We start from the raw sequence: 25864 nt of genomic DNA, 5'->3' as shown, positions 1-25864 counted from the left end.
TCAAGTCTCCCGAGCAGCAGCTGCTTGTTTCTGTTTTAGAACATCCGCCAAGCCAGTACCTGGTGCGTGATTGAATCCCGGATCAGTACGGAAGGTGATGGGCCTACCCGCTGCATCGGTGGTACGGATGCCGGTCACGGCCGCCGTGCGGACTTCGCCGGTACGCTTGTCGATGCCTGTTTCGACAGTCTCGGTGAATAGACGCCCCTCGCTCGACTCGACCTTCAGGCCCCGGCGCTTGGCCGCTGCCTCGCTCAACGCCGTCACGCGGCAACGGCAGTTGAAGCCGTTGGGCGGGTAGATCGCGGACCAGATCGGGTCATCGTGGCGGAACACCTGGCCTTGCAACGCACGGTGACTGGGCCGGGTCTTGCCGTCCAGGATGGCCACGTACATCCAGTACGGATGGGTCTCGGTGGTTTGCTCCATCTCGGCCTTGCGACCAGCCATATAGGCGCTCTGCAGGTTGGTTTGATAGATGGTCTTGAGACGGCGCGGGCTGCCCAACTGCACCAACTCGCCGACGCCGTCGCTGTCGACAATCACCTGTTTGCCCCACCAGCCCTGGGCTTCGAGCGTTGGTTGCAAAGCGGCGATAAATTGCTTGAGGGTTTGGCCGTCCTGGAGCGCAGTCTCCAACGCACCGCGAATGTCCGACAACAGATCGAGGCGCATCGCCTTAGCGACGGTGAAGGCTTGCTCATGTGCCTGGTCGAGCATGTCCCGCCAGTCCCAGGTGACCGCGTAGCCCTTACTCTTCAAGTACGCAATAGCGTTGCTTGGTTCAAGGCCGAAGATGGCCTTCAGGTCGGCCGGGGTTGGACTCTTCGTTGTGGTTGCCATCAGTCTTCCCGATCCGCACTTGCACTCAAGCGGCCCCAAATGTCAGCCATGAACAGCAGTCGTGTGAGGTTCTCTTGCAGCGCCTGGTCATCCATCGTCGGATACGCTTCCGCGAGCAGGCCGAGCGCCTCGGTATCAGTGCGAGCGCGTAACAGCGCATCGATCACAGAGGCAACGGCCTTTTCGCTCTGCTCCTGGAGCAACTCAGCGGGAAGGCTATTGATGGCTTGATCAAGTGCTACTTGGTCGAGAATGGGCTTGAGGGAGGCCTCGGCAAACTCTGGCGACTCGGCTGGGGCCAGGGTCTCGTCCAGATCGCCATCCTGCAGGTTGTAGGTGCGCTTCCAGTACTGCGGTGTGAATTTCACACCCGCTTCAGTCAACGACTTGTCGCGGTCGGCCTGGGTCTTGTCGATCTCCTCCTGTTCCCATAACTCGTACACCGGGGCGGCCACGTTCTCACCGAAGTTCAGATCGACGACTCGACGAATGACCGCGTTCATGGTCGTCGCGACAATGCCTTTGTCTCCGTCGCGGATGTCTTTGAGCACCTCAAGGCCTGCTGTCGCGCTAGCCCGGTTGCTGTTTGCCTCGGTAGTTTGGTTCTGCCCCAACAGCCCGATGTTGATCTCACTACGGCAGTAGATCAGTAGCTCGCGGTAAACCTCGGCGCTACCAGCTTTACCAGCGGCCTCAATGATGTCGACGCTTGAGTCATTCGGGATGGCAGCAACGGCGTCCTGAACCATCGCCTCCAGGCTGTCGAGCAGCAGATCGGTCTCGCCAGTACTTGCTCCTCGCGGGTGTTTGCCAATGACCCAGGGCGAGCCGTACTTCTCTGTGAACTGGACCCAGAACTTCAGACCGCCCTTCATGAAGATCACCGGCCAGAAGCACATGGACAGGTCAGCGAAGCCATACGGGTTGTTGTAGGTCGCGTCCTGGCGGGCAACAACAAAGCGTTGCGGATCGCATAGCTCGCCGGTCAGCCCAGCATCGCGAGCCCGGAAACGCAGATTGTTTTCCTGGTCGTAGAGGAACCACTCGGCTGGCTTGCCCAGCAGATCCTCGGGGACAACGCTCAACCCGAGTGGACGCCACATCACTTCGATAGGCTGAAACCCGAACAGCGGCGCGTCCAGCATCTCGCGAATAATCCGGTCGAGATCGAGGTCAGCCAGCCAATCACGTACAAAGCGCTCAACCCGTACTGGGGCATTGCCGCGTTTCAGGTCGCGTTCCAGGGCAAGCACCGACGACTTTCGGCGGCGGATGTTACCGCCAACCAGGGCCGAGCTGCGCAGATCCCGATAGACCGTGATGTCCTTACCCTGAGCCTTGAGGATCGGGTCGGGATTGGGCAGGTACATGCCCAGCGCCTGGGCATCGAAGCTGCGCGCCCGACTGGCAATATGCTCGGTCAGGCCTTTGTGCTTCGGTTCGGCGAAGTTGACGAATTCTGTGGGGGTCACCCACACACCTTTCTTGTTCATGCGTACCCCTGGGTGATGCGGGTGCCCTGACGCGGGCGGCGGGATTTAACAGAGACTGGCCCTGCAGCGCTCTCTAGTGTCGCGAAGTTGGCCAGCGCACCGGCACCTGCGAAGTCACCGTGGCGGTAAAGCTCGGGATCTTTAAGGTCTTGCGAGCGAGCCTTCATGATCATCGGAATGCCCTCAACCGTTTCAATCGAGCGCACGTCCTGCTGCAGAGAGTCGTCTTTGGGCATCGTGATGGTGGTGTCTTCAAAGAGCTGAATGAACTTCGGCATCCAGGCGCCGTACCAGGCGCGACTGAGTTTCACCTGCAGGATGCGGTCATGGCCGAACTCATCGGCAGCTTCTTCGGCAAGGGTTTCACCACTGCCGGTAGCATCCAGCGCCGCGCTGGCAAAGCGTGGCAGTAGGCGCAGGATGTAGAACAGGATCTGCTTCTGTTGGCGGTACGGCACTTTGTGCATCTCCACCACAAACGGCACGTCGCGATGCCGTGCCTGGTCTACGGACATCGGGCAAATGATCGAGAAGTCACGGTGACGGGCATAGTCCATACCCAGGTAGTGCCGTAGCTCAGGCGTCAGTGCCTGCACCAGGGGTGCGAGATAGCGCTCGATCCAGTCCTCGACATACGCTTCACGGCGGGCAAGGGTCTGCAGCGTAAAATCATCATCCAGCGCCAGGCGCAACACCGTGCGACCCGCACGCATGGCGTCCTCGATCCACACACCAGGAATACACACGCCGTTGCCATCGCGAGGGATCGCATCCAGCTCTTCATGCATCTGTGCCTTACGTGGGCCATAGGCATTGCGGATCTGCTTGTACCAGGACTCCTTGCCCTCAGCCGTAGGGACTTCCCCGGTCATCATGCACTTGCGCTCATACAGACCATTGGCAACGGCATCGTCAAAGGTCGCCTTGTAGACCTCTGCCGTATCGCCATAGCGGCCTTCACGGATGTCACTGACCATTTGATTGAACGGGTTGCTCTTGCCGTTATGACTGCTGATGATGACTATCCGACCACCCCAGATCAGCAGAGCCGTGGCAGCATCGAGCACGGCGGACACGTCACGGTGAAAGGCTGCCTCGTCGATGATCACCTTGCCTTGCAGGCCGCGCAGGTTGGCCGGGTTGCTGGACAGGGCAACGATCTTGAAGCCTGATGCGTAACGAATACGGTAGGCGTTGATCTGGCGGGTGTTACCCGACTCGTCCTGGTCCTCAAACAAGAACTCTTCAATTTCGCTGACACCCGAGGCCTGGGCCTCGGCCATCACTCGGCTGAACTTTGCACAGTAACCGATGAACTCCAGGCCTTTTTCCTTTGTATCGCCGACATAGAACACGTCCATGCCGCCAGCGGCCTTGCGTGACGCTGCGGTGATCACCGAGTCCAGGGCCTCGGCGAATGTGATGCCGGTCCGACGGCCTTTTTCACAGAGTTTGATTTGGGCCTGAATGCTCAGCCATTCGCCCTGGTGAGCCATGAGGATGCCTTCGGCAATCGGGTTGTAGTCGCTGGGGATCTGTTTGACGCTCGGCGGCAAATCGTCCCATTCGACAACGCGCAAGGTACTCGATGACGGCTTGACCGCTGGGGCGCTCATTTGACACCCAGGAATTTCTGACGCCAGAACAGGGCCTGCTCTTCGCTGATCCCCCCGGTCTGCACGGTCTTGGCCAGCTCGGCGTCCTGCTCCTGGAGCAGCCGATCACGCGCAGCTTTCTCGATTGCTTGGCGTTCCTTGATGCTCAAGGTCCGGGCCTGCATGGTGTTCTTGGCTGCCCGCGCCAACTCGGCCACTTCCTTGGTGGTGACATCATCCTTCTCATGAGCGCCCATGGCGGCCTGGTAAGCCAACGTCGATATGGCCTCGACCAGCAAGGCGCCGGTCTTGTCAGATGCGTCTTCACCGAACGCACCCACAAAAGCTTCCGCCTGCTCTCGGTGCTGGCGGGCTTTTTCGGTCAGCAGATCAAAGCCTTGCTTGAAGCGCCCCAGCGCGCTGCGGCTGGGGGCTTTTTCGTTGGGAAAGCGCGACTGGATATCGGCCAGCATGTCATCCAGCGTCATGCGGTCTTCACGCAGCAGCTTCTGGATGTACGCCTTGACTATTGGCGGCAGACGATTGATAGACGACTTGCCCGCCATGGTTATGCCCCCGGCCGCTTGATGCCTGGCACCCGCGCACGCCCTGCAGCGATGTCCTGGCCGCGCTCGGTGAGAGTTGCCACGATCACAGGGCCCACATCTGCGATGGTCAGAGCCCCTTGCTCAGCCAACCAATGCAGTTCGGTTTTCACCTGGTCACGGCTGAGGGTGTGTCCATAGCTGTCCAGGGCCATGGTCAGCACAGAACTGTTGGCACGATAGCCAGTCATCTCGACCAGCAGGCGCAGAATCACCAGGCGATAGTCCTGGCGTAGGAATTCGGCGTATTGGGTCATGTCTTCTCTCGCAGCAAGTAATCATTGATCCGGTCCAGCGAACGGGCTAAAGGGCCAAGCGCGTCCTTGACCCCCGACAGCTCGGCTCGTACCGCTTTCATATCGCCCAGCAGATCGGTGACGGCCTGTTGATCTGGCAGATGCCGGACATGTTCTTCTAGAGCGACAATGCGAGTACGTAACTCCAGCAGCTCCTGGGCACTCGCGGCCTGGCGGTTGGTGAACCAGGTGTAAATTCCGAGCACCGTGACAACAACCCATTGCACGGCGGTGAAGCTGAAATTGAGTTGTTCTAGGTTCATTCAAAACCCCCCGTGTCCATATGTTCCAAGGCGTCTATGCAGTCAAAGCAATGTTCGATACCAGGGTTTTCCTGGCGTTGATCTTCAGGAATTGCATCGCCGCATTCATCGCAGCGGTAAGCTGAACGACCGGAGCTACGTCGCAAACTACTGTTGCGAACTCGCAGCTCCGAATCGCTGATGTCGTCATCTGTAGCGGGTTCAGCTAAATCCATAGGGCGTCAGTCCTTTTCCTGGAGATCAAGCAAGGCATTGAGCTGGGCAAGGTTGGCTCTGGCCCACACGCCGTAGTCCTGGGCATGGGCAAGAATGTCTGCGGGAGTGACGCCGCTTTCCAGTAACTCGGTGTCAGTGCCGGGGGTGGGCCAGGCCGCTTTTTCAGCAGTGGTGACAGCGGTGCCCGGTCCTGGGGCGGGCACACCGAGGGCGGTGTTGAAGTCGCGCAGCCAACCAGCAGTGAACACGCAACGAGGAATAGACTTAGCAACAGCGCCAGGCGCCGGAATGTAGTTCGTTGTGACATGGGGGATTCGCTCCTGGAGCTGGCGTTTCTCTTCTGCGTGTCGATCAAATGTGGTGAGCAGCAAGGCCTCGGCTTCGTTGGCACGAGTGACCTGCTGCAGCAGCTGCAATCGGTTTGCCCGCTCAGCCGCTAACGCCTGTTCAGCCTGCTGAGCCGCAAGGTTCGACAGATTGGTTTTGCCCTGTGCCTCGGCGTACCGGTAGGCGATTGAACCGGCAGCCGCTGCGCTGATCACGCACGCCAGCACGGCAACCAGCACTCCTGTTGGCAATCGATCAAGCGCGACCATGGCGGTGCCTCATACGATTGCGGGACTGCCGCGCACGGCGTTTGGCTGCTGCGATACCGGTCTTGCCGTGACGATAAGGGGGCATGGCACTGGATCGGCTCCAGGTCCCGGCATCGCTGCCTGGAGAAGGCCAGCGACACATGCCCGCCAGGCCCGCTAGCAGTGCCGCGAAAGCTCTACTGAAGAGGTTCAGTCTCATGGCTGGCCCCCTGATCAGGTTGGTTTGGCCCTTGCCTGACGAGGCGAGCGATGAACAACAGAACGGCCAACACGCTGTTGACCATTGCGTAGGTCGAGGGGGAAAGCTGGGCTTCCCACATGGGCAGGACGGTCACCTGCAGGAGGCCCAGCAACGCGATGACGATAGCCAGCTGGACGCTATGGAGCTTCCAGCAGCAATGGCAGTTGTCGATCAGCTTCATGCCTGTTCCCCGTGATAGGCGTCGGGAACGATTCCGGCCAGGTGCAGGCCCTCGCTGACCAGAGACTCGCCGTACCAGTTGCCCTGCGAAAGCGGACCCGAGCCGTTTTCATGGCGAATGATTGCTTCGACCAGGCTCCGCATGGTGCGGTAGTCGTACACGTCGATCCGGGCGTCAGGCGACACACCGAGACGGGTGGCGACCTGACGGATGTAACTCTCGGTGTTGTTCTCGTTGGGGGGGGCCCAACGGCCAATGATTTGGCGGATGGTGCGCAGGCCGTGCTTGTCCTGGTAGGTGATCAGGGTGCGGGCAATGGCACGGATGCCCCATTGAGGGCCGGTGAACTGGACGAATGCGGTGTCGTTCTGATTCGCCGACATGCCTTGCCAGCGGGTGCCTTTGACATGGCGAATGTTGCCGGGGTTGAAGTTGCGGATGCCGCGAGGGGTTTCGGGTCGCATCGGACGCCTCCTGTAATGGCGCCGTACTTTTCGGACGCCAGAAATACACACGCCGCCATGATCGGCGGCGTGGGACAGGAAGGCTTTTAATCGAGTTTAAAGAGAACGCTAGGGCAGTTGGTGCCTACTTAATAAGTCATCTCAACCATAATTTTTAGATCACCATCAGCTATCAGTCGCACCCTGGGCGAGGTCAATTTTAAGCTGGCCGTCCGGGGTATTCAGTTGATCCAAGCAAAGGGACTTACAGCCTAGTTTCTCGATAAATATGCTTTTTCCCGTAGAGTCGATCTCCACATAACAGGTATGCCCACCAACCTTGTAAGCATCGGGAATAGATGCTGATTCAGCGACATCAAAGAGAATCGAGGTGCGGAAATTATCTTGAACGCGGATGTTCTTTAGTGCCTGAGAGTACTTATCCAGACCGGGACATGCTTGGCGAATCGCTGGCAACGCTTTACCAACCAGCGCGCTATCAGATACAACCTTGAACTCGGAGATTGTTGCCTTTTCCCCACAACCCGACAAAACCAACAGTGAAAAACCTAACAGTCCCAAAATTCTTGATTTCATTTTCTACTCCTTAACTAGAACAAAATTCCGCCGACAAGCAGGCCCAAGCAAAACAAGCATGCAGCATTCTGTCTATGCAACATCACAAAATCCCGGAACGTCAGTGAGCCGAGTTCAGGGACTAAAGGCGCACTTTGCATATTCGGTTTAAAGTCCAGTACGAACTCAAGTGTTTTTTGGAGTTGAGGCTTTTGAAGTTTATTCAGTTGAGTACGACCAAAATTTAACTCGCAGAAAGTGTTCATCTCGGTCTTAGCATCTTTTTCAGCTACTGCACGCAGGACTTTACCAACCAAACGACGCTTATCAGCGTCTTCCTGCAAGCGCTCCAACCTTGTTTGCATCACATCGCGAGCTTCGACAAATTGCTCTGCAGTGATTTCAGAGATAGATGTCACTGCTAACTGCGCATGGACCGTGCGCCAGACATCACGAGGGTCATCACCTAGCTCTTCACACTTTGCGCGCAGCTCATGCAGCTCCTTCCTCTGAGCAGAAACCAAGCCTCGGGCCTCAGCTTTGTCAGTCAGGTTGATACTGATCCCGTAGTTGTTGATGTCGCCTTCGGCCACCTGGCCTACACCGCCATGAAAGTCCTGGCTCATGGTTACTTCTTCCCTTTGCTACCACCAACGTTGAGCGTCAGTCCGGACTGATCGACTGATCCATGGATGTACTGGCCGACACTTTGGAATGTGTGTTGTGCTGCAGCAGAAGACTGCGCGCCCAGCAGAACACGAAGAGCCTCATCTTGCCGATCTTCAGGGCTTCGCCGGAATTGATCGAGGAAAAGTCTCTCCCTAGTTGAGGGAGGGGTTGAACCGCGAACCCCGGTCAAAACGAACTGAACATCTGCACCCGCCAAAGCAAAAGCTTCTAACGCCTCCATTCCTGGGGATAGAGCGCCCGATTCATATCGACTCCACGTTTCTCTTGTAACGCCCGCTACAGCACCTGCGGCCGCCTGGGTCAGCTTAAGGCGTTTGCGCTCTTCTTTGAGACGCACAAATGGTGATGTATTGATCACAAATATCCCTTGACTATGTGATGTATAGATCACAAAATCATTCAAACAAACAGCAATTATCTTTGCATCACAGGAGCCACCACCATGGCCACCCATGCCAAAGCCCTAACCGCCGACCAGGTGAAAGAAAACTTCCGTCGTGTCGGCAAAACCATTACTCAGTGGGCTACCGAAAACGGCTACACCCGCAACGAGGTGTACCGCGTCCTCAATGGCCAGGCCAAAGCCAATTACGGCAAGGCCCATGATATTGCGGTGAAGCTTGGTCTCAAGCCGACTGCTGCGATGGCAGCGTAATGGCTATTGCACCGCACCGCCGTACCGGCAGGCTGACGCTTGAGGCCCAGCAGCTCGGCGCGCATTTCGCGCTTCGCTCAACTGATCACACAGCCATGCCAGCGTCTTGGTTGCCTCAGCGTCTATTGACTGCCCCGGCCATCGGACCGACTGCAGGGAATGGTCTATGTCATTCGGTGAAAGCAGTCCTTGAACTTCAAGAGCTGCAGCAAGGCGTAACCAGCCCTGCGCCAATGCATTCACCTGTGCCTCAAGCTTCTCAATGCGGTCAGTCATTGCTCATGTCCATGTCGGGGAATGTACCCCAAAACATTGCATCCAACGCAATCACTTTGCATAGCTGCAAAAGTTCAGATTGTTTGGAATGCCTTTCAGAAAGGTCTTTCCAATGAGCCGCCGTCGCTGGAAGAGCATTCAACCGACCTCGTTGCGCCATGCACTGGAGCTGTGCAAGGACTTCGCCAAGGACAACCACAACAAGGGTGTCGAGCGTATCGCCGACGAGATGGGCGTTACTGATCACTGGTCGGTTTACAAGTGGCTGCAGACAGGCCGCATGCCGGCCAACTTGATTCGTCCCTATGAGCGAGCTTGCGGCTGCGACTACGTCACTCGCTGGATTGCCGCCAGTGCAGGTCGGTTGACCATTGATGTACCCACAGGCCGGAACTGCACCGCCCAGGACACGCAGGCTTTACAGGAACTTCTCACCACTGCAACTGGACGGTTGCTCGCTTTCTACGCCAAAGCCTGCGAAGCCGACGAAGCGCTTGCGTCCATACAGGCGGCAATGGAAGGGCTTGCCTGGCACCGAGGCAATGTCAGCCAAACCCAACACCCACAACTTGAACTGGAGGGGCAGCCATGAGCCGCACCGTCTCAGCCGCTGCACGTGTGTTGCGAGTCCTCAAGGCTTTGAAGGGCCACACCGTGACCGGCCTTAGCAACAACGATCTGGCCCAACTTACCCAGGACAGCCCGAGCAACATTACTCGTGCCATGCAAACCCTGATCGAAGAAGGCTTGGCGGTGAAGCTCGACAATGGTCGGTTCGCTCACTCCGTGGGGGTGCTGCAGATCGCCCAGGCTCATGCCGAGCACATGGCCCGCTTGACCAACCGCATGCAGGAAATCAATCAGCGTATCGCCGCTGGATCGATGAATTAAGGAGAAGACCATGGCACGTACCAAATCCCCAGTTACCGACGTTGTTGAGCTGCCTGCTCTGGACGGTGAAATGCTGACCGCGACTCAAAACTCGATGGCTTCAGCTTTGACCTCACACGGTGATGATCGAGACCTCGTAAACCAGCTGCTTGGCCAAGCCCAAATGGCAGATGCCTTTGGCAAGTTTTCCCAAACCGTTTGGGCTTCCAAACTCGCCTACGTCAAGGAAAACAAGCTCTACAGAGCACTTCAAGGAAAATCCATGCCAAACGGTTTGGTTTTTTCAGGTACATGGGAGGAGTTCTGCGGCGTTCTGGGAGTGTCAGACGAAAAGGCGAACCAGGACATTGCCAACCTCCGCACATTCGGTGAAGAGGCACTCGATTCGATGTCCCGTATGGGCATCGGCTACCGCGAAATGCGCCAATACCGCCGCCTTCCTGAGGACCAGAAATCGGCTCTGATCGAAGTTGCCAAGACCGGTGACAAGGATGCCTTCGTTGATCTCGCCGAAGAGATCATCGCCAAGCATGCCAGGGAAAAAGAAGAGCTGAGCAAGCGCCTGGACGAAACCAACGCTGACTACGAAGCGCAAAGCGAAGTCATGGCGAAGAAAACCAAAGAGCTGGACAGCACCAAGCAGGAGCTGGAGAAGCACCGTAAACGCATTCAGACCGCCACCCCGGATGACGTCATCAAAGAGCTGCGCACTGAGATCGTCGCACTGCAATTTGAGGTCGAGGCCAAGATCCTGGGCGAGTTGCGCGAAGGTTTCTCCAAGATGGCTGAGCACGGCAATGAACACGGCGTAGATCACCGAGCGTATCAGGCGGACCTGATCCTTCAACTTGAAACCACCCTGGCCACCCTGCGTAGCGAGTTTCACCTGCACGACCAGCAAGGGGGCGCCCCGGCCTGGATGAGTCAGGCCGAGGCTTAATCCATGAATCCGGTACAGACCCAGCAACTGGCACAGATCGCCCAGCGTGCAGAGAGCGCTCCGCACGGTCAGCGCACTGCAATCTATAAGGCAGGCGCCGCCGAGCTGGGTGTTTCCATCCAAACGCTTCAGCGCAAGCTGAAGGAGGTTCGAGTGGCAAAGCCGCGTAAACGTCGCAGTGATGCAGGCAACAGTGCCTTGCCACTGAATGAGGCCCGGTTGATCTCGGCAATGCTGCTGGAGTCGATCCGAGCCAACAACAAGCAGCTGTCTACGATTGAGCGCGCTGTTGAACGCCTGAGAAGCAACGGGTTGATCCTGGCCGGACGGGTCGACGAGGCGACTGGACTGTTTCGCCCGCTGACCAGCGGCGCCATCAGCCGCGCCCTGCAGGGCTACAAACTGCACCCAGACCAACTGCTGCAGGATGCTCCCGCAGTGTCGTTGGCCAGCAATCACCCCAACCACGTTTGGCAGGTGGACGCCTCAATCTCGACGCAGTTCTACCTTGCCGACAGCGGCGCCCAGGTGATGAACAAGGCCGAGTTCTATGACGGCAAACCCGGCAACTTGAAGAAGATCGAACGCCAGCGCCTGTGGCGCTACGTGATCACGGACCACACCAGCGGCACCTTGTATCTGGAGTATGTCCTGGGGGCGGAATCCGCAGAGAACCTGTGCAATGTGTTGATCAACGCGATGCAAAAGCGTCACGAGGCGGACCCATTCCACGGCGTGCCATGGATGCTAATGACCGACCCGGGTGCGGCCATGACCAGCGGCATTTTCCGCAACCTGTGCCGCGCCATGTCCATCGAACTGATCATCAACCAGGTCGGCAATGCGCGGGCAAAGGGTCAGGTCGAACAGGCGCACAACATTGTTGAACGTGAGTTTGAGAGTGCGTTGAAGTTTCAGGCAGCGAACAGCCTGGAACAGATCAATACCTGGGCCGGAAAGTGGATGCGTTACTACAACGCGACCGCGATTCACACTCGGACCCGCCGCACGCGGTACGGCGTTTGGCAGTTGATCAAGCAGGAGCAACTGCGCCTGGCACCCAGCATTGAGGTCTGCCGTGAGTTGGCCGTCAGTACCCCGGAGTACCGGAAGGTCAGCAACCTATTGCGGGTTTCGTTTCGCGGCGCTCAATTCGATGTCAGTTCAGTACCGGGTGTGATGGTGGGTGAAAAGCTGCTGATCACCCGCAACTGCTGGCGTGACACGGATACCGCCATCGCTGTGCTGGTGGGTGAGGATGGCCGTGAGCAGTACCACGTGATCGAACGGATCGAGATCGACCAATTTGGTTTTGCGGCGACCTCGGCGACCATCGGCGAGCAGTACAAAAGCCACGCGGAAACTCCGGCCCAGCTCTCGCGCAAGGTCCTGGAGCAGATCGCCACCGGCACAACCAATCAGGCCGACGCTGAAACCGCACGCAAGGCCAAGGCCGTTCCGTTCGGTGGTTTGATCGACCCTCACAAGCACGTCAATGACACGGTGCTGCCGTCCTACATGCCACGTCGCGGCACGTCGCTCAACGTCAATGCTCCGACTATCGAGCTGGCGCCGCTCAGTCATGTTGAAGCGGCAAAGCTACTGCGCCCACGCCTAGGCAATCTTTGGTCGGCTGACAGTTTCAGTCGGCTGCAGCAGCAATACCCGGAAGGAGTTCCCCAAGAGCAGCTCGACGCCATTGAGGCGGAGCTGAAACGACCTGTTGAGGTCATGCGCAAGCCGCTCAGCCTGGTGCTGGCTGCGGTTGGAGGTGAGTGATGTTGAAGCTCAAGCACGTTTTACAAGGAATCGGTAGACCTCAGTCGGCCTTGGCCGAATCGCTGAAACTCAGTGACGCGACAGTCGCCCAGTTGCTGAACCATGGTCAGTGGCCTCGCAGCCTGGACTGCGAAGAACTACAGGGGCGCATCCGCGTATTCCTGACCGAGTCCGGCGCCAACGATGCCGATATCGCCAACGCCTTTGAAGAAGTGGATCTGCCGTGCGCCAACACGGCAGATCCGGCCCTAGTGAAAGAGCCGTCCGGGGAGGACGAACCTATGTTACTGCCAAAACAGACCTTACAGCCAAGTACCCGTAAAGCCTTTGGCCTTTTCCGTGACCCATTTGATGAGCTGCAGTGCGCCCAGGACATGTGGGTCAGCCCTGATATTCGCTATGTCCGCGAGATCATGTATCAGACAGCGCGGCACGGTGGCTTCCTCGCTGTCGTGGGTGAGTCGGGGGCTGGTAAAAGCACGCTTCGCCGTGACCTGGTAAACCGCATAGCCGACAGCGGTGACCCGGTGATCATCATCGAGCCCTATGTTTTGGCGTCCGAAGACAACGACACCAAGGGCAAGTCCCTGAAAAGTACTCATATCGCCGAGTCGATGATGGCGGCGGTGTCGCCCCTGGCCAAGCCCAAAAGCAGCCCCGAGGCGCGTTTCGCTCAGTTGCACAAGGCTCTGAAGGAGTCCCATGCAGCCGGTTACCGCCACTGTCTGGTGATCGAGGAAGCCCACAGCCTGCCGATCCCGACGCTGAAGCACCTCAAGCGCATTCTTGAGCTGGAAGTCGGTTTCACCAAGCTGGTCAGCATCATCATGATCGGCCAACCCGAGCTGGACGTGAAACTCAGCGAGCGCAACGCCGATGTGCGTGAGGTCGTACAGCGCTGCGAGCGCGTGACGTTGACGCCCATTGAAGGGGCTCGCCTGGAAGAGTTCCTGAAATTCCGCTTCGACCGCGCAGGCAAGGCGCTTGAAGAGGTCATTGACGCCAGCGGCATCCAGGCGATTGCTGAACGCCTGTCCCAGCCGAGCCGACGCAGTGGCCGCGATGAGACGGTTTCGCTGCTGTATCCACTGGCCATTGGCAACTTGGTCATCGCTGCGATGAATCTGGCTGCCCAGTTGGGTGTGCCAGTGATCACAGCTGATGTCGTGAAGGGGGTGTGAGATGGCCGCTCTGTATCTGGTCGATGTTCAACCTGCACAGACACCCAGCATCTTGGCGGAGGAGTTCCCGGTGAAGCTGTCGGCGTTCAACGAGTTGACCCGCGAATTTCGCGAGGTGGGTGTTGTGATCAAGCACCTGGTGCTGGCTGACAACAAGATCTTCATCGAGCCATCCAGTGTCGATCTGTTCTCGCGGCGGTTTGGGCATGAGCTGCGAGGCATTCGTTATTCGCCTGCGGGGCGGTTCACCTGCAACACAGTAACCGTGCGGGGCGTTGATATCGCCTGGTACACCTTGGTGAAGGAGCAGGACCAATGAATCAGCCTCTCGCAAACGCAATCGCGGCCATGGGTGACGCCGTCAACCATGAACAACCCACCATGTTTTGGGGGGAAGCCATGAAGCATGTCCGCGTGCTGCTGGAGCATCTCCAGACGCCGCTTGGTGCTTCAGCAGCCCTCACATCTACCCGGACCTCTATCGCTGAAGGTCGACCGCTAGAGGCAGTGCAGCATCTGGACCAGGTGTTGCTGCACCTGCAGGCACAGTCCAGCGAGCATGTCATTCACCTTGCTGACTTGCTGGTTGCCTTCGAGTCCGCGCTATCGGTCAAGCCATTCCTGTGGCTGGAGATTGGCTACAACCGCGTCTCTGGCTGGATGGTCACGGTGTATGACAAGACTGCTGGGACTGAGCGCGTCATCGTCCAGGTGCAAAGCTACCAGAGTGCTGGCGATGCAAGTATTGAGGCTGCGCAACAGCTTCTGGCACATATAAAGGAAGAGTCTCATGACTGATATCGCCATTCCTGCGGGCTTCGTTCGCAATGCCATTGGCCACCTGGTTCCGGTTGACCAAGTGCGCGAACACGACAAGCTCCGTGATTGTGTCGCACGTGATCTCGGTACTGAAGCTGAGCAGCTCAGCGCAGCTTTGGCTCGCTTCAAGAAAAAGGCATTGGCCGATGTTGCCGATCTGGTGGCCGTTTCCTCAGAGCGCTACGGTGTAACGCTTGGCGGTCAGAAGGGCAACGTCTCCATCACCACCTACGACGGCGAGTTCAAGATCGAGCGGGCCTATGCTGACAAGGTTGTCTTTACCGAGGAAATCCTCGCCGCCAAAGAGCTGATCAACCAATGCATTAGCGCCTGGTCCGAGGGCGCCAACAGCCATCTGCGGGTGCTGGTTGACCGCGCATTCAGGGCCAACCGCCAGGGGCAACTGATGGTCAAGGACGTGCTCAGTTTGTTGCGTGTAGAGATCGACGATCCCGACTGGAAAAGAGCCATGCAGGCGCTGAAAGACTCCATCCAGGTCAACGGCACTGCCGTGTACATCCGGGTCTATAAACGCCAGGGCAATACCGATCAGTACTTGCCTATCAACCTGACTTTGGCGGGGGTGTGAGATGGACCAGGATCGTATTCTCGACAAGATCAAGAAGTGCTTGGAGATGGCAAAGGGCAAGGGTTCCAACCCCAATGAAGCGGAGATCGCCCTGCGGCAGGCTCATAAGTTGATGGAGGCCTACCACCTGGAGATGGGAGACGTGCTCGCCAGCATGGCTGGAGAGGCGAAGGTGGCGGCAGGTTCAGAAAGCGACCCACCGGCCTGGCGGGTGCGCTTAGCCCACGTCTGCGCTGAGGCCTTTGGCGCCCATTTCATTATTAGTACGCCCTGGTTTGAAAGCGCGTCGTTCATCTTCATCGGCTGTGGAGCCGTGCCCGAGTTGGCAGGTTATGCATACCAGGTACTGGAGCGTCAGTTGCAGAAGGGGCGCCGTGATTTTCTCGCTACACAGAAGCGCTGTAAACGCGCCACCAAGGTTGCCCGGGGCGATGCATTCGCCCATGGCTGGATCGACGCAGTCTCAGCCAAGGTAGAACAGTTCGCAGGGGTCGAAGACAGCATCGCTGAGGCGATCCAGGCCTACATGACCAAGAAGTATCCGAACCTCGGCCAAGCCAAGATGAAACGCCGCAAACTCAAGGCCCGAGACGAAGTGGCCGGAGACGCCGGATACCAGGCTGGCCGGTCGGCTCAGCTGCACCACGCGGTGAGTCATCGACCATTGGCACGTTTGACGGTGGGTGGCTGACATGAGCGTAAAAGAGAGCTATGACACCCTCGTTGTGGAGGGTATGGGCAACGATATTCCACGAGAGATTGGCGGGCTTCGCGTTGCGGCATGGTCGACGGGGAATGCTATCGATGACAGGAGTGAACTGGAAGACTTCATTCGTGAACTGTCCTACGGTGATGTCGAAGATCCACAACAGGCCGCCATTGACCTGATGGAGCGCGGGGGATGGGCATGAACGCCGCGCCTTCCAACCCGGACCGCCTGCGATTAATCAAGCTGATCCATGTTGCACGGCGCGAGATGCGCATGGATGACGAGACCTATCGGCTGATGTTGTCTGGAATGACCGGATTGGACGGCGCGACATCGACCGCCGACTTGAGTGTTCCAAACCTGCAGAGGGTTTTGGAACAGCTCAAGCAGCGGGGCTTTAAGCCACGTCCAAACAAGGCAGGAACGCGGCCACGGGCCAATGATGAGCAGTCCAGGAAGATCCGGTCGCTATGGCTGGAGCTGCACGACCTGGGCGAGGTTCGCGATCCGTCCGAGGAGGCTCTGGCCAACTTCGTGAAAAGCATGACCAAGGTGTCTGCACTGCAGTGGCTCAACGTCGCCCAGGCGAGCCGGGTGATCGAGAACCTGAAGCAATGGCAGCATCGAGTGACGAATAAGGGGGGCATATGAAAGAGCCGAGCAGTACGGCGGGCGAGCTTCTCCAAACACTTGCCGACCATGTAGCGCAGTCTGCAAAAGAGACGCTGAACATCAGCCCTGAACTTGCCGAAGCACACGGCAATGAGGTGGCTATGCAGATGGCGGCGATCTGGGGTGGCCAACAGCTGTACATGCCCAAAGGCATCCACGTACAAGCGTCGAAGCTGCATCAGCAGATTTTTGAGGAGTGGACAGGCCGTAACCATCGAGAGATCGCCAGGAAACACAATCTCTCACTGGCGTTTGTCTACAAGGTCGTTAAACGGATGCGGTTGGCAGTGGTCGCCCGCGATCAGGGCGACCTGTTTGCATCATATGAAGGGGAGTAGGCGCCAACGGAAAACAGCACCAACTCCCCATCTACACCCCCGGTCACCAGGTGATGATCGGGGCTCAATCAAATTGCACCAGCTGCAACTCAATTACAAACCCCATACCACCCTGTACCATCGAATCCCGGAATGTCTCGGGTTTACCTCACACCTACCCCTGTATTTATCTCAGTCCTAAACACTCAGAAGCGCAGGGTCGCGCCGGTGGTCAGCCAGCGGTCGCGGTCTTCGCTCAGGTGCTGGCCAACGATCAGGTCCAGGTCCAGGTGCTGCCCTACGTGCAGGCGCGGGCCGGCTTGCCAGCCCTGTTCGCCGCCGCGCTGGCCGTAGCGCTCGGCAATCAGGGTCAGGCTCGGTATCAGGTCGTATTCGACACCGCTGCCCCAGGTCCAGCGGTGGTTCTGTTCTCCTTCGTCATAGGCGTGGGTCCAGCCGGCATTGAGGTTCAGCCGCAGGCTCTGGGCCGGGCTGAAGGTCAGGGGCAGGGCGAGGTCGCCGCCGTCGAAGCTGTGGTGGCGGTTCAGGGCCCAGTGGGCGGAGCCGGCCAGGGCCAGTTGCAGGCCCAGGTCTTCGCGGTCCAGCAAGGCGATCTTGAGCTGCGGGCTGAGCTGGGTTTCGCCCTGGCCGTCAGCCTGCTGGCGCTGCACGGCGGCGCCCAGTTGCACCCAGGGCAGTTGGCTGAAGGTGCAGGCCGGGGCGATCACGCTGTTGTGGCTGGAGCCTTGATGCCGGGTGCTCTGGTACCAGACATCGACATTGCATTCCCCAGGGGCGTTGATCGCGCCGTCATCCACTACATAGGCGCCGCCGGCGGCCTGGGCCTTGGAGCACAGGGCCAGGGTCGCGGTGGCGCCGGCGGTGAGGGCGAGGAACAGCAGGTTGCGTTTGAGCATGCGGCTTTTCGCGGCAGGCAGGCTGTGGCCCCAGGAAGCGCAACGCGAGGAGCGATGTGGGCGGTGCTTGGACATGGCGGATCTCGGTCTGTTGGGGCGCCGGACCGCTTGGTTGCGGAGCCGGCGCGGGTGGGTGCTGCGTGGGGTGTTTACTGCTCGTCCACCGACAGGGTCTGGATGCCGCGGACCCGGGCCTGGGCCAGCAGCTCTTCGGTGTCTTCCCCGCCGGGCAGGGCGAGGACGATGTCCGGGCGGCTGTCGGCCAGCATGAAGCTGTTGCGCAGGCGCTCGGCGTGTTTGCCGTGCAGTTGCCAGTTGGGCGGGTAGCGGACGATGTGGGCCCCGGTTTCCCGGGCCCAGTCCTCGATGTGGGCACCGAGAAACTGGCTGCCGCCGTGGATCACCACCCGCACTTCGTGCAGGCGCTGGAAGGCTTCCAGGACCCGGCGGCACAGGCGGCTGTCGGCGTAGTAGCGGCCGGCGCAGATCAGGACGCGCATGTTGCGTCCTCCTTGGCTCCGGTCGCCGGGTGCTCGGTGCTCGGCGTGTCGGCCAGGGGTTCGTTGAGGTAGCCGTGCTCGATGTCGCGTTCGCCAGCGCGCTCCAGGGCCGGGTAGGCCAGGGCGGCGATGTGGTGGTGGACCCGGCGGTAGTCGCGCAGCAGGCGCTGGAAGATGTCCCCGGATTCGGCCCAGGCGCTCTGGTCTTCGCGCAGTTGGCGAAAGTGCTCGCGGCCGGCGGCGGCTTCCAGGCGCCGCACGTTTTCCTTGCGCGCCAGCAACTGGTGGGCGGTGGGCAGGTCTTCGCGCAGGAACACGGTAATGGCCAGGCTCAGGCTGTCCAGCAACTCCTGGTGCAGCGGGTACAGGGTGCCCAGCTCGAACTCGGAGAAGGCTTCGCCGCGGCGCAGGCGGCGCACCGCCAGTTGCGCCAGGCTGGTGGCGAGGATGTCGCCGGCGTGCTCCAGGTTGATCACCAGCAGCAGGATCTCCTGGGAGCGGTCGGCGTCCTGGTCGCTGATGCCTTCCTTGCCGACGTCCGCCAGGTAGGCGCGGATCGCCGCGCTGAGCAGGTCCAGGGACTGGTCGATGTGCCGCACCTGATCGGCGTGGGCGATATTGGAGGTGCGAAACAACTGCAGCACTCGATCGAGCATGCTCGAAAGCATGTCGGCCATGCGCAGGGCTTCGCGGGCGGCGTTGGCCAGGCCGATATTGGCCACTTCCAGGCCGGCCTGGTCCAGGTACAGCGGCATGCCCGGGTCGGTGACCGGGGCGGGGGCCGGCAGCAGCCGGGTCAGCAGCTTGCCCAGGGGCTCGGTGAAGCCGATCAGCAGCAGGGCCAGGATCAGGCTGAAGGCGCTGTGCAGATAGACCACCAGCAACTCCGGCGCCAGGGCCTGCACCGCGTCCAGGCGAGCCAGGGTGGGAATCCACGGCAGCACCAGGGCCACCCCGAGCAGGCGCGCCAGCAGGTTGCCCAGGGGCAGGCGCCGGGCCACGTTGCCGCTGGCGCTGAGCAGCGACGGCAGGCTGGCGCCGAGGTTGACCCCGAGCACCAGGGCCATGCTGGTGGCCGGCGACAGCAGGCCGGTGCCGGCCAGGGAGGCGATCAGCAGCACCACCGCGACGCTGGAGTGGCACATCCAGGTCAGCAGCACCGCCACCAGCAGGGCCAGCAGCAGGTCGCCGTCGAGGCTGGTCATCACCAGCCGGAACACCGGGGTGCTTTCCACCGCGCCCAGGGTGGCGCCGAGCAGGCCCAGGGCCAGGAGCATCAGGCCCAGGCCGATCAGCGCGCAGCCGATGCTTTCAAAGCGTGAGTCGTCGCGCAGGCGCAAGGTCAGGAAGCCCGCCAGCAACAGCACCGGCGCCAGCAGCGAGAGGTCGAGGCTGAGCAGCTGGACCACCAGGGTCGAGCCGATGTTGGCCCCCAGCATCACCGCCAGCGCTGGGGCCAGGCCCAGGGTGCCGGCGGCGGTAAAGGAGCTGGCCATCAGGCTCACCGCGGTGCTGCTTTGCAGCACGCCGGTGATGCCGACGCCACACAGCAGCGCCAGCCAGCGGTTGTTCAGGTGTTGCCCGAGCCAGTGCCGCAGCGGGCTGCCGAAGCCGCGCAGGAGTGATCCGCAGATCATCTGCGAGCCCCACAGCAGCAGGGCGATGGCCCCGGCCAGGTTGATCAGAAGAGTGGTGCCCGACATGAGTATTCTCCCGGGACTGTGACAGGTTCAGGCGATCGCCAGGCGCAGCGAGGCGCGGGTGAGGGCGGCGCTGAAACCCAGCAGAAAACGAATTTCAACGGCGCTCAGCAGGCCGCGCACATACAGCCGGATGCTCACCCGGGTGAGCAGGCGGGCGCAGGTGCAGAGGCAGCAGACCAGCAGGGCCTGGAGGCCGCGTTGCAGCATGGAAAAAGGCTTGAGATACATGGCGATGCTCCTTGCGGGCGAACAGCGTCGCCGTCGGCGGGGCGCTGGCCGCGCCGACGGTGGCATCGTTGGTTAGGTGTATCGGGCGCGGCCGTCCGAGGGCGGCCGCGCCGGGCTCACGCCCTTAGAACCAGGCCTTTAGAACCACTGCTTGAAGCGGCGGATGTACAGGGTCTTCATGGTCTGGGCGACCACGCAGTAGGCGAGCAGGGTGCCCACCAGCCACGGGAAGTATTCCCACGGCAGCGGCACCAGGCCGACCATGCTGCCCAGGGGCGAGAAGGGCACGTAGATCCCCAGCGCCATCACCAGTCCCGTGGCCAGCATCACCGGCAGCGCGGCGGTGCTCTGGATGAACGGGATCTTGCGGGTGCGCAGCATGTGCACCACCAGGGTCTGCGAGAGCAGGCCTTCGATGAACCAGCCGGACTGGAACAGGGCGGCCATTTCCACGCTGTTGGCGGCGAACACGTACCACATCAGGGCGAAGGTGGTGATGTCGAAGATCGACGAGGTCGGCCCGATCCACAGCATGAAGCGCCCGATGTTGTTGGCGTCCCACTTGCGCGGCTTGGCCAGGTATTCCTTGTCCATCTTGTCCCACGGCAGGGCCAGCTGGGAGAAGTCGTACATCAGGTTCTGCAGCAGCAGGTGGATCGCCAGCATCGGCAGGAAGGGGATGAAGGCACTGGCCACCAGCACCGAGAACACGTTGCCGAAGTTGGAGCTGGCGGTCATGTTCAGGTACTTCATGATGTTGCCGAAGGTTTCGCGACCCTTGATCACCCCTTCCTCCAGCACCATCAGGCTCTTTTCCAGGAGGATGATGTCCGCCGATTCCTTGGCGATGTCGGTGCCGCTGTCCACCGAGATGCCGACGTCGGCATCGCGCAGGGCCGGGGCGTCGTTGATGCCGTCGCCGAGAAAGCCCACGGTGTGGCCGTTGGCCTGCAGGGCCTTGAGCACCCGGGACTTCTGCAGGGGCGTGAGCTTGGCAAACACCGTGCGCTCTTCCACCAGGCGCCCGAGCACTTGATCGTCCATGTGTTCGATGTCGCGGCCCAGCAGTGGCTCGCCCGCTTCCAGGCCGACTTCGCGGCAGATCTTCGCGGTGACGATGGGGTTGTCGCCGGTCAGCACCTTGACTGTCACGCCGTTGTCGCGCAGGGCGGCGATGGCCGGGCCGGCGGTTTCCTTGGGTGGATCGAGGAAGGTCAGGAAGCCTTCGATCACCAGCTCGCGCTCATCGCTGGCGCTGTACTGGCTGCGGGTCTGGTCCTTGGGCAGGTCCCGGGTGCCCACCAGCAGCACGCGGAAGCCGTCGCGGTTGTAGTCCTCGGCCAGTTGCAGCAGGGCGGCGCGGCGCTCGGCGTCGAGGCTCACGGCAATGCCGTCCTGGCGTACCCGGGTGGCGGTTTCCAGCATCTCTTCCACCGCGCCCTTGCACACCAACAGGTGATCGCCGCGGGCATCGGCGAGGATCACCGACAGGCGCCGACGGACGAAGTCGAAGGGCAGCTCATCGACCTTGCGCCAGGCGGCCGGCGGGGTGAAGTGCGGGTTGCCCTCGGCGAAGCTGACCACGGCGCGGTCCATCAGGTTCTTCATGCCGCTCTGGTGGTGGCTGTTGAGCCAGGCCAGTTGCAGCACCGCGTCGCAGCGGCTGCCGCTGATGTCGACGTGGTGTTCGAGGATGATCCGGTCCTGGGTCAGGGTGCCGGTCTTGTCGGTGCACAGCACGTCCATGGCGCCGAAGTTCTGGATCGCGTTGAGGCGCTTGACCACCACCTTGCGCTTGGCCATGGCCGCGGCGCCCTTGGCCAGGTTGGCGCTGACGATCATCGGCAGCATTTCCGGGGTCAGGCCGACCGCCACCGCCAGGGCGAACATGAAGGCATCGGCCCAGTCGCCCTTGGTGAAGCCGTTGATCAGCAGGACGATGGGCACCATCACCAGCATGAAGCGGATCAGCAGCCAGCTGACGCTGTTGACCCCACGGTCGAAGGCGGTCTGCGAGCGCGAGCCGACGATGGAACGGGCCAGGGAGCCGAAGTAGGTGCGCCCGCCGGTGGCCACCACCACCGCGGTGGCGGTGCCGCTGACCACATTGGTGCCCATGAAGCAGATGTTCGGCAGGTCCAGCAGGTCTTGCTGGTCGGCGGCCAGGGCCTGGGCGGATTTTTCCTGCACGGCGCCCAGGGTGTCGTATTTCTCCACCGGCAAGGCTTCGCCGGTGAGCACCGCCTGGCTGATGAACAGGTCACGGGATTCGATCAGGCGGATGTCCGCCGGGATCATGTCGCCGGCGGACAGCTGGATGATGTCGCCCACCACCAGTTCGCGCATCGGCACTTCGCGAACCCGGGCCTGCATGCCCATCTGCTCGCGGCGCAGCACTGCCGCGGTGGTGCGGACCATGGCCTTGAGTGCCTCGGCGGCCTTGGCCGAGCGGTGTTCCTGCCAGAAGCGCATCAGGCCGCTGGCCAGCACCATCACCAGGACGATGATCACGCCGGTCAGATCAGTTTCTTCGCCGGCTTGCAGCGGCAGCCAGAAGTCGGTGAAGAAACTGATACCGGTCAGGGTCATCAGCACATAGATGAAGGGGTTGTTGAAGGCTTGCAGCAATTGCACCAGGGCGTGGGGCGGACGGTCATGGGCGACTTCGTTGTGGCCATCCCGTTGCAGGCGGCCTTCGGCGTCCAGTTCAGTCAGGCCGGCGGTGCTGGAGTTGACGTTGGCCAGGGTCACGGCCAGGCCGTTCTGGGCTTCGCGGGCGGCGCGCATCGACAGTTTTTGGCTGTCGCGGGTGGCGCTGGTGTTGCGGGAAGTTGTGGTTTTTGCAGTCATTGCGTGTGCTCCTGCCGCCTGACTGCGGCACGACACAGCGACCACTCAACTAATTAAAGACGAGCGAAAGTATGTCGAATCGCAGGTTGGCGATCGATTAGGATCTTGGCGTTTTTCAGGTTTTAACGTTCGCTGCCCAAACAATGAAGTTGAATGGACAGCGAACCTACTACTGGCCTCTTCCATAACTTTCTCCAGCAAGTTTTATTAACGAGAAGGCAATAAGATGCCGTCAAACTTCCAAGTAAGAAGTTTGTGTGCAAACAACGGAAAGCGACCGTTGATTTATGGGTAAGTGCGCGCCCCGAGGTACAGGCCGAAGATCAGTCCGGCCTGCCGCAGCAGGGCCGCGCCCCGACTCTGCGGCTCCTGGCTGTCGTCCAGGCTCCAGCGTTGCTGCAGCTGGCCGGTCATCGGGCAGACGCGCCAATTGGCCCGCAGGGCGGTGGCGGGTGTGGGCGAAACAGAGGAGAAGGGGGAGCGCGCCAGTGCCTTGGGCTCACGGCACAGCCGGACCCGCATGGTTGCAGCGAAGGCGCGTACGCCGGGCATTACAGAAGATGTGAAGTGCATAACTCGTGCCTCGTGACCGGACTGGTTCCGGGGAGGCAAGTTACGTTGGAGCGTCAAGCCCTAGCGCAGCTCACCCGACCGCGGAGTCGAGTCCCGTCATTGTTCAGGGGTGCCTGGCGCTGCGCAGCGGCAGTGACCAGACAGCGTCTAGATACTGTGTCCATTGGCTTCTTTAGTGAGTTGAAAAAAGGCCGGTTTGCCCGGCCCGCGCAATGTACTCAGGAGGGTCCCGGGAGTCAAGGTTAAATTGTCTTGAAAGAGTATTCGGCGATGAAGTTTCAGCTGAGGTTCAGCTAAGCGACTAAGTTGGGTAGTGCAATAGACCGGCATATATAACGAGGGGTAATGAAAAAGTGCTCATGACAGCGACCGGATGTCATGAGCACTTGATACAACTTTGCCGAAGATCAATTCAGCACGTGCCGGGAGATGTCCTTGTAAGTGTTGCTGTCGGTGGCGGCCATCAGTTGCCGGCCATCCTTGAGGGTGCCGATGAAGGTCACCTCGTTTTCCGTCCCCGCCATCAGGTAACCGGCAATCGCGCCGACCGGCCCCAGCAGCATGGCGCCGGCCACGCCATAACCGAAGGCGTCCTTGTTGGCGACGGGGCCTTCAGTGGCGATCTCCAGGCTTTTGAAGGCCGACGCCTTGACCTCGACACCGGCGCTGTTGAATACCGTCTTGAGCCTGAAGGTGCCGTGCCGGTACTCGCCGGCGCCTTGCAGAAAATCGCCCGATAGAACTTCGATCTTTGCCATGTTGAATCATCCTTGTCCAAGCATAACGAGTGGGCCATTGAGCCCCTGGTCACGGGGAGCGTCAACGGGGTTGCGATGAAGGGCGCTACCGCCAGTCCGCCATCACCTGTCCTGAGCCTCGGCCAGGATCTTGCGCTCAATGCTGATCCAGATCAGGGCTGTGAATGGTTGTAGCAGTCCGCGGCGCCCGGACCGCGTCGTTCCGACCAGCGGCGACCACGAGAGTCGGGGCGGGGGGCAGGAAATGGTGATGTTAAAAAATGTTAGATTGAAAAATATCTTCACATAATCCGTTCATTAGTGGATGATCGGTCACAGCCAACGTTCAACCTGATAACAACAGCAACAGGATGGCCACGATGATCGATTCACTCCTGCCTTCTCCCGCGTCTGCCCCAGGGGCCCTGCGCCCGTGGTCCGCGGCTGCGCTGGCCGCGCCTGTTGCCACTCAACCTTGTGCATGTGCCGGACCGTCTGTCCGGGTTTCCCTGTCCTGTCCGGTTTGCGGCCGGCGCCCGTGCGGCGCGGCACGCTTGCGGTCCCTCTCTGGAGTCCCCCATGAATAACAACAATGTCGGTGTCATCGGTCTTGGCGCCATGGGCCTGGGCATCGCCCGCTCGTTGCTGCGCAGCGGCTTCAAGGTGCACGCCTGTGACGTGCGCGCGGCGGTCACCGAGCAGTTTGCCGCCGAAGGCGGCGTGGCCTGCGCCTCGGCCGCGCAGTTGGCAGAGCAGTGCGAAGTGATCATCAGCGTGGTGGTCAACGCCGAGCAGACCGAGAGCGTGCTGTTCGGTGAGGGCGGGGCGGTGGCGGCACTGCGCCCCGGCAGCCTGGTGATCGGTTGCGCCACCGTGGCCCCGACCTACGCCGTGGACTTGGGCCAGCGCCTTGAGGCCCAGGGCCTGCTCTATCTGGATGCGCCGATCTCCGGGGGCGCGGCCAAGGCCGCCGCCGGCGAGATGACCATGATGACTTCCGGCCCGGCCGCCGCTTACGCCAAGGCCGTGGCGATCCTCGCGGGCATGGCCGGCAAGGTCTATCGCCTGGGGGATGCCCATGGCCTGGGCTCCAAGGTCAAGATCATCAATCAGTTGCTGGCCGGGGTGCACATTGCCGCCTCCGCCGAAGCCATGGCCCTGGGCCTGCGCGAAGGGGTGGATGCCGATGCCCTGTACGAGGTGATCACCCACAGCGCCGGCAATTCCTGGATGTTCGAGAACCGCGTGCCGCATATCCTCAAGGCCGACTACACGCCGTTGTCCGCGGTGGACATCTTCGTCAAGGACCTGGGCCTGGTGCTGGATACCGCCCGCGCCAGCAAATTCCCGCTGCCGCTGTCGGCCACCGCGCACCAGATGTTCATGCAGGCCTCCAGCGCCGGTTTCGGTCGCGAGGACGACTCGGCGGTGATCAAGATCTTCCCGGGCATCGAGCTGCCCGTGGCCAAGCCCGATGCCGTTTGAGGAGT

Annotated in this window: 34 protein-coding genes; 14 read left to right on the top strand and 20 right to left on the bottom strand. The window is 60.5% G+C overall.

The features are described from left to right. The 13 genes from GGI48_RS01085 to GGI48_RS01025 form a co-directional block, all read right to left on the bottom strand. The gene (locus tag GGI48_RS01085; protein ID WP_179596401.1) at positions 1–843 is read right to left on the bottom strand and encodes a phage minor head protein; all 843 of its coding nucleotides are present in this window, start codon (positions 841–843) and stop codon (positions 1–3) included. Further along, complete coding sequence (locus GGI48_RS01080; protein ID WP_179596399.1) at positions 843–2336, bottom strand: DUF935 family protein; 1494 nt, start codon at positions 2334–2336, stop codon at positions 843–845. Before GGI48_RS01080 ends, GGI48_RS01085 begins: the two co-directional genes overlap by 1 nt. Further along, positions 2333–3916, bottom strand: coding sequence for a hypothetical protein (locus GGI48_RS01075; protein ID WP_260620595.1), 1584 nt, complete (start codon positions 3914–3916; stop codon positions 2333–2335). Before GGI48_RS01075 ends, GGI48_RS01080 begins: the two co-directional genes overlap by 4 nt. A gap of 32 nt (positions 3917–3948) precedes the next feature. Next, positions 3949–4497 carry a phage protein Gp27 family protein gene (locus tag GGI48_RS01070; protein WP_179596395.1) on the bottom strand — a complete coding sequence of 183 codons (549 nt, stop codon included), beginning with the start codon at positions 4495–4497 and terminating at the stop codon, positions 3949–3951. Positions 4498–4499: 2 nt separating this feature from the next. Next, on the bottom strand, positions 4500–4793 hold the full coding sequence (locus tag GGI48_RS01065; protein ID WP_179596393.1) for an ArsR family transcriptional regulator: 294 nt from the start codon (positions 4791–4793) through the stop codon (positions 4500–4502). Then, the gene (locus tag GGI48_RS01060) at positions 4790–5095 is read right to left on the bottom strand and encodes a DUF2730 family protein (protein ID WP_179596391.1); all 306 of its coding nucleotides are present in this window, start codon (positions 5093–5095) and stop codon (positions 4790–4792) included. The genes GGI48_RS01065 and GGI48_RS01060 overlap by 4 nt, the downstream gene beginning before the upstream one ends. Continuing rightward, on the bottom strand, positions 5092–5310 hold the full coding sequence (locus GGI48_RS01055) for a TraR/DksA C4-type zinc finger protein (protein ID WP_179596389.1): 219 nt from the start codon (positions 5308–5310) through the stop codon (positions 5092–5094). The genes GGI48_RS01060 and GGI48_RS01055 overlap by 4 nt, the downstream gene beginning before the upstream one ends. A gap of 6 nt (positions 5311–5316) precedes the next feature. Beyond that, a complete protein-coding gene (locus GGI48_RS01050) occupies positions 5317–5907 on the bottom strand; it encodes a lysis protein (RefSeq protein ID WP_179596388.1) in 591 nt (196 codons plus the stop codon). Between the two features lie 176 nt (positions 5908–6083). Next, positions 6084–6329 (bottom strand): hypothetical protein, encoded by a 246-nt coding sequence (locus GGI48_RS01045; RefSeq protein ID WP_179596386.1) that lies wholly within the window; start codon positions 6327–6329, stop codon positions 6084–6086. Continuing rightward, complete coding sequence (locus tag GGI48_RS01040; protein WP_179596384.1) at positions 6326–6793, bottom strand: structural protein; 468 nt, start codon at positions 6791–6793, stop codon at positions 6326–6328. Before GGI48_RS01040 ends, GGI48_RS01045 begins: the two co-directional genes overlap by 4 nt. Before the next feature lie 165 nt (positions 6794–6958). Then, on the bottom strand, positions 6959–7369 hold the full coding sequence (locus GGI48_RS01035; protein ID WP_179596382.1) for a hypothetical protein: 411 nt from the start codon (positions 7367–7369) through the stop codon (positions 6959–6961). 14 nt (positions 7370–7383) lie between these two features. Next, entirely contained in the window at positions 7384–7974 is a 591-nt protein-coding gene (locus GGI48_RS01030; RefSeq protein WP_179596380.1) for a hypothetical protein, read from the bottom strand. 2 nt (positions 7975–7976) lie between these two features. Beyond that, the gene (locus GGI48_RS01025; RefSeq protein WP_179596378.1) at positions 7977–8492 is read right to left on the bottom strand and encodes a helix-turn-helix domain-containing protein; all 516 of its coding nucleotides are present in this window, start codon (positions 8490–8492) and stop codon (positions 7977–7979) included. On the opposite strand from GGI48_RS01025, the gene GGI48_RS01020 reads away from it, so the two are divergent. The 13 genes from GGI48_RS01020 (at position 8481) to GGI48_RS00960 (ending at position 16887) form a co-directional block, all read left to right on the top strand. Then, the gene (locus GGI48_RS01020) at positions 8481–8693 is read left to right on the top strand and encodes a DNA-binding protein (protein WP_179596376.1); all 213 of its coding nucleotides are present in this window, start codon (positions 8481–8483) and stop codon (positions 8691–8693) included. The two genes, GGI48_RS01025 and GGI48_RS01020, sit on opposite strands and share 12 nt — an antisense overlap. A 388-nt stretch (positions 8694–9081) precedes the next feature. Continuing rightward, the gene (locus GGI48_RS01015) at positions 9082–9561 is read left to right on the top strand and encodes a hypothetical protein (protein ID WP_179596374.1); all 480 of its coding nucleotides are present in this window, start codon (positions 9082–9084) and stop codon (positions 9559–9561) included. Next, positions 9558–9860, top strand: a complete 303-nt coding sequence (locus GGI48_RS01010) for a helix-turn-helix domain-containing protein (protein WP_068589130.1) — start codon at positions 9558–9560, stop codon at positions 9858–9860. The genes GGI48_RS01015 and GGI48_RS01010 overlap by 4 nt, the downstream gene beginning before the upstream one ends. Before the next feature lie 10 nt (positions 9861–9870). Then, positions 9871–10800, top strand: a complete 930-nt coding sequence (locus tag GGI48_RS01005; protein ID WP_179596372.1) for a hypothetical protein — start codon at positions 9871–9873, stop codon at positions 10798–10800. A gap of 3 nt (positions 10801–10803) precedes the next feature. Beyond that, the gene (locus GGI48_RS01000) at positions 10804–12579 is read left to right on the top strand and encodes a DDE-type integrase/transposase/recombinase (protein WP_179596370.1); all 1776 of its coding nucleotides are present in this window, start codon (positions 10804–10806) and stop codon (positions 12577–12579) included. Then, on the top strand, positions 12579–13760 hold the full coding sequence (locus GGI48_RS00995; RefSeq protein ID WP_179596368.1) for an ExeA family protein: 1182 nt from the start codon (positions 12579–12581) through the stop codon (positions 13758–13760). The genes GGI48_RS01000 and GGI48_RS00995 overlap by 1 nt, the downstream gene beginning before the upstream one ends. A 1-nt stretch (position 13761) precedes the next feature. Continuing rightward, entirely contained in the window at positions 13762–14079 is a 318-nt protein-coding gene (locus GGI48_RS00990; protein ID WP_179596366.1) for a hypothetical protein, read from the top strand. Continuing rightward, positions 14076–14558, top strand: coding sequence for a hypothetical protein (locus GGI48_RS00985; RefSeq protein WP_179596364.1), 483 nt, complete (start codon positions 14076–14078; stop codon positions 14556–14558). Before GGI48_RS00990 ends, GGI48_RS00985 begins: the two co-directional genes overlap by 4 nt. Next, on the top strand, positions 14551–15168 hold the full coding sequence (locus tag GGI48_RS00980; RefSeq protein ID WP_179596363.1) for a DUF3164 family protein: 618 nt from the start codon (positions 14551–14553) through the stop codon (positions 15166–15168). The genes GGI48_RS00985 and GGI48_RS00980 overlap by 8 nt, the downstream gene beginning before the upstream one ends. 1 nt (position 15169) lies before the next feature. Further along, the gene (locus GGI48_RS00975) at positions 15170–15859 is read left to right on the top strand and encodes a DUF2786 domain-containing protein (RefSeq protein WP_179596361.1); all 690 of its coding nucleotides are present in this window, start codon (positions 15170–15172) and stop codon (positions 15857–15859) included. 1 nt (position 15860) lies between these two features. Then, on the top strand, positions 15861–16079 hold the full coding sequence (locus GGI48_RS00970; protein ID WP_179596359.1) for a hypothetical protein: 219 nt from the start codon (positions 15861–15863) through the stop codon (positions 16077–16079). Next, the gene (locus tag GGI48_RS00965) at positions 16070–16528 is read left to right on the top strand and encodes a gp16 family protein (protein ID WP_260620594.1); all 459 of its coding nucleotides are present in this window, start codon (positions 16070–16072) and stop codon (positions 16526–16528) included. The genes GGI48_RS00970 and GGI48_RS00965 overlap by 10 nt, the downstream gene beginning before the upstream one ends. Beyond that, positions 16525–16887 carry a Mor transcription activator family protein gene (locus GGI48_RS00960; RefSeq protein WP_179596357.1) on the top strand — a complete coding sequence of 121 codons (363 nt, stop codon included), beginning with the start codon at positions 16525–16527 and terminating at the stop codon, positions 16885–16887. Before GGI48_RS00965 ends, GGI48_RS00960 begins: the two co-directional genes overlap by 4 nt. Before the next feature lie 185 nt (positions 16888–17072). On the opposite strand, the gene GGI48_RS00955 is transcribed toward GGI48_RS00960, so the two are convergent. From GGI48_RS00955 to GGI48_RS00925, 7 genes are all read right to left on the bottom strand, one after another. Then, positions 17073–17858 carry a hypothetical protein gene (locus tag GGI48_RS00955; RefSeq protein WP_179596355.1) on the bottom strand — a complete coding sequence of 262 codons (786 nt, stop codon included), beginning with the start codon at positions 17856–17858 and terminating at the stop codon, positions 17073–17075. 74 nt (positions 17859–17932) lie between these two features. Continuing rightward, positions 17933–18283, bottom strand: coding sequence for a DUF2493 domain-containing protein (locus GGI48_RS00950; protein ID WP_016965226.1), 351 nt, complete (start codon positions 18281–18283; stop codon positions 17933–17935). Next, positions 18271–19986, bottom strand: coding sequence for a Na/Pi cotransporter family protein (locus GGI48_RS00945; RefSeq protein ID WP_260620593.1), 1716 nt, complete (start codon positions 19984–19986; stop codon positions 18271–18273). The genes GGI48_RS00950 and GGI48_RS00945 overlap by 13 nt, the downstream gene beginning before the upstream one ends. Before the next feature lie 27 nt (positions 19987–20013). Further along, complete coding sequence (locus GGI48_RS00940) at positions 20014–20214, bottom strand: hypothetical protein (RefSeq protein WP_179596353.1); 201 nt, start codon at positions 20212–20214, stop codon at positions 20014–20016. A 138-nt stretch (positions 20215–20352) separates the two neighbouring features. Then, positions 20353–23064, bottom strand: coding sequence for a magnesium-translocating P-type ATPase (gene mgtA, locus GGI48_RS00935; RefSeq protein ID WP_179596351.1), 2712 nt, complete (start codon positions 23062–23064; stop codon positions 20353–20355). A 285-nt stretch (positions 23065–23349) separates the two neighbouring features. After that, a complete protein-coding gene (locus tag GGI48_RS00930) occupies positions 23350–23637 on the bottom strand; it encodes a hypothetical protein (RefSeq protein ID WP_016965230.1) in 288 nt (95 codons plus the stop codon). A 407-nt stretch (positions 23638–24044) separates the two neighbouring features. Continuing rightward, on the bottom strand, positions 24045–24395 hold the full coding sequence (locus GGI48_RS00925) for a hypothetical protein (protein WP_047304776.1): 351 nt from the start codon (positions 24393–24395) through the stop codon (positions 24045–24047). 558 nt (positions 24396–24953) lie between these two features. On the opposite strand from GGI48_RS00925, the gene ltnD reads away from it, so the two are divergent. After that, a complete protein-coding gene (gene ltnD, locus GGI48_RS00920; protein ID WP_179596349.1) occupies positions 24954–25859 on the top strand; it encodes an L-threonate dehydrogenase in 906 nt (301 codons plus the stop codon). Positions 25860–25864: the final 5 nt, after the last annotated feature.

The organism is Pseudomonas protegens, from assembly GCF_013407925.2.
GTDB lineage: Bacteria > Pseudomonadota > Gammaproteobacteria > Pseudomonadales > Pseudomonadaceae > Aquipseudomonas > Aquipseudomonas fluorescens_AP.
This window is presented reverse-complemented; position numbering and strand designations above follow the sequence as displayed.

Excerpts from the sequence above, each read along its gene's own strand:
- GGI48_RS01085 (WP_179596401.1), bottom strand. The coding sequence starts at position 843 with ATGGCAACCACAACGAAGAGTCCAACCCCGGCCGACCTGAAGGCCATC.
- GGI48_RS01080 (WP_179596399.1), bottom strand. The coding sequence starts at position 2,336 with ATGAACAAGAAAGGTGTGTGGGTGACCCCCACAGAATTCGTCAACTTC.
- GGI48_RS01070 (WP_179596395.1), bottom strand. The coding sequence starts at position 4,497 with ATGGCGGGCAAGTCGTCTATCAATCGTCTGCCGCCAATAGTCAAGGCG.
- GGI48_RS01065 (WP_179596393.1), bottom strand. The coding sequence starts at position 4,793 with ATGACCCAATACGCCGAATTCCTACGCCAGGACTATCGCCTGGTGATT.
- GGI48_RS01060 (WP_179596391.1), bottom strand. The coding sequence starts at position 5,095 with ATGAACCTAGAACAACTCAATTTCAGCTTCACCGCCGTGCAATGGGTT.
- GGI48_RS01055 (WP_179596389.1), bottom strand. The coding sequence starts at position 5,310 with ATGGATTTAGCTGAACCCGCTACAGATGACGACATCAGCGATTCGGAG.
- GGI48_RS01050 (WP_179596388.1), bottom strand. The coding sequence starts at position 5,907 with ATGGTCGCGCTTGATCGATTGCCAACAGGAGTGCTGGTTGCCGTGCTG.
- GGI48_RS01045 (WP_179596386.1), bottom strand. The coding sequence starts at position 6,329 with ATGAAGCTGATCGACAACTGCCATTGCTGCTGGAAGCTCCATAGCGTC.
- GGI48_RS01040 (WP_179596384.1), bottom strand. The coding sequence starts at position 6,793 with ATGCGACCCGAAACCCCTCGCGGCATCCGCAACTTCAACCCCGGCAAC.
- GGI48_RS01035 (WP_179596382.1), bottom strand. The coding sequence starts at position 7,369 with ATGAAATCAAGAATTTTGGGACTGTTAGGTTTTTCACTGTTGGTTTTG.
- GGI48_RS01030 (WP_179596380.1), bottom strand. The coding sequence starts at position 7,974 with ATGAGCCAGGACTTTCATGGCGGTGTAGGCCAGGTGGCCGAAGGCGAC.
- GGI48_RS01020 (WP_179596376.1), top strand. The coding sequence starts at position 8,481 with ATGGCCACCCATGCCAAAGCCCTAACCGCCGACCAGGTGAAAGAAAAC.
- GGI48_RS01025 (WP_179596378.1), bottom strand. The coding sequence starts at position 8,492 with ATGGGTGGCCATGGTGGTGGCTCCTGTGATGCAAAGATAATTGCTGTT.
- GGI48_RS01015 (WP_179596374.1), top strand. The coding sequence starts at position 9,082 with ATGAGCCGCCGTCGCTGGAAGAGCATTCAACCGACCTCGTTGCGCCAT.
- GGI48_RS01010 (WP_068589130.1), top strand. The coding sequence starts at position 9,558 with ATGAGCCGCACCGTCTCAGCCGCTGCACGTGTGTTGCGAGTCCTCAAG.
- GGI48_RS01005 (WP_179596372.1), top strand. The coding sequence starts at position 9,871 with ATGGCACGTACCAAATCCCCAGTTACCGACGTTGTTGAGCTGCCTGCT.
- GGI48_RS01000 (WP_179596370.1), top strand. The coding sequence starts at position 10,804 with ATGAATCCGGTACAGACCCAGCAACTGGCACAGATCGCCCAGCGTGCA.
- GGI48_RS00995 (WP_179596368.1), top strand. The coding sequence starts at position 12,579 with ATGTTGAAGCTCAAGCACGTTTTACAAGGAATCGGTAGACCTCAGTCG.
- GGI48_RS00990 (WP_179596366.1), top strand. The coding sequence starts at position 13,762 with ATGGCCGCTCTGTATCTGGTCGATGTTCAACCTGCACAGACACCCAGC.
- GGI48_RS00985 (WP_179596364.1), top strand. The coding sequence starts at position 14,076 with ATGAATCAGCCTCTCGCAAACGCAATCGCGGCCATGGGTGACGCCGTC.
- GGI48_RS00980 (WP_179596363.1), top strand. The coding sequence starts at position 14,551 with ATGACTGATATCGCCATTCCTGCGGGCTTCGTTCGCAATGCCATTGGC.
- GGI48_RS00975 (WP_179596361.1), top strand. The coding sequence starts at position 15,170 with ATGGACCAGGATCGTATTCTCGACAAGATCAAGAAGTGCTTGGAGATG.
- GGI48_RS00970 (WP_179596359.1), top strand. The coding sequence starts at position 15,861 with ATGAGCGTAAAAGAGAGCTATGACACCCTCGTTGTGGAGGGTATGGGC.
- GGI48_RS00965 (WP_260620594.1), top strand. The coding sequence starts at position 16,070 with ATGGGCATGAACGCCGCGCCTTCCAACCCGGACCGCCTGCGATTAATC.
- GGI48_RS00960 (WP_179596357.1), top strand. The coding sequence starts at position 16,525 with ATGAAAGAGCCGAGCAGTACGGCGGGCGAGCTTCTCCAAACACTTGCC.
- GGI48_RS00955 (WP_179596355.1), bottom strand. The coding sequence starts at position 17,858 with ATGTCCAAGCACCGCCCACATCGCTCCTCGCGTTGCGCTTCCTGGGGC.
- GGI48_RS00950 (WP_016965226.1), bottom strand. The coding sequence starts at position 18,283 with ATGCGCGTCCTGATCTGCGCCGGCCGCTACTACGCCGACAGCCGCCTG.
- GGI48_RS00945 (WP_260620593.1), bottom strand. The coding sequence starts at position 19,986 with ATGTCGGGCACCACTCTTCTGATCAACCTGGCCGGGGCCATCGCCCTG.
- GGI48_RS00940 (WP_179596353.1), bottom strand. The coding sequence starts at position 20,214 with ATGTATCTCAAGCCTTTTTCCATGCTGCAACGCGGCCTCCAGGCCCTG.
- mgtA (WP_179596351.1), bottom strand. The coding sequence starts at position 23,064 with ATGACTGCAAAAACCACAACTTCCCGCAACACCAGCGCCACCCGCGAC.
- GGI48_RS00930 (WP_016965230.1), bottom strand. The coding sequence starts at position 23,637 with ATGCACTTCACATCTTCTGTAATGCCCGGCGTACGCGCCTTCGCTGCA.
- GGI48_RS00925 (WP_047304776.1), bottom strand. The coding sequence starts at position 24,395 with ATGGCAAAGATCGAAGTTCTATCGGGCGATTTTCTGCAAGGCGCCGGC.
- ltnD (WP_179596349.1), top strand. The coding sequence starts at position 24,954 with ATGAATAACAACAATGTCGGTGTCATCGGTCTTGGCGCCATGGGCCTG.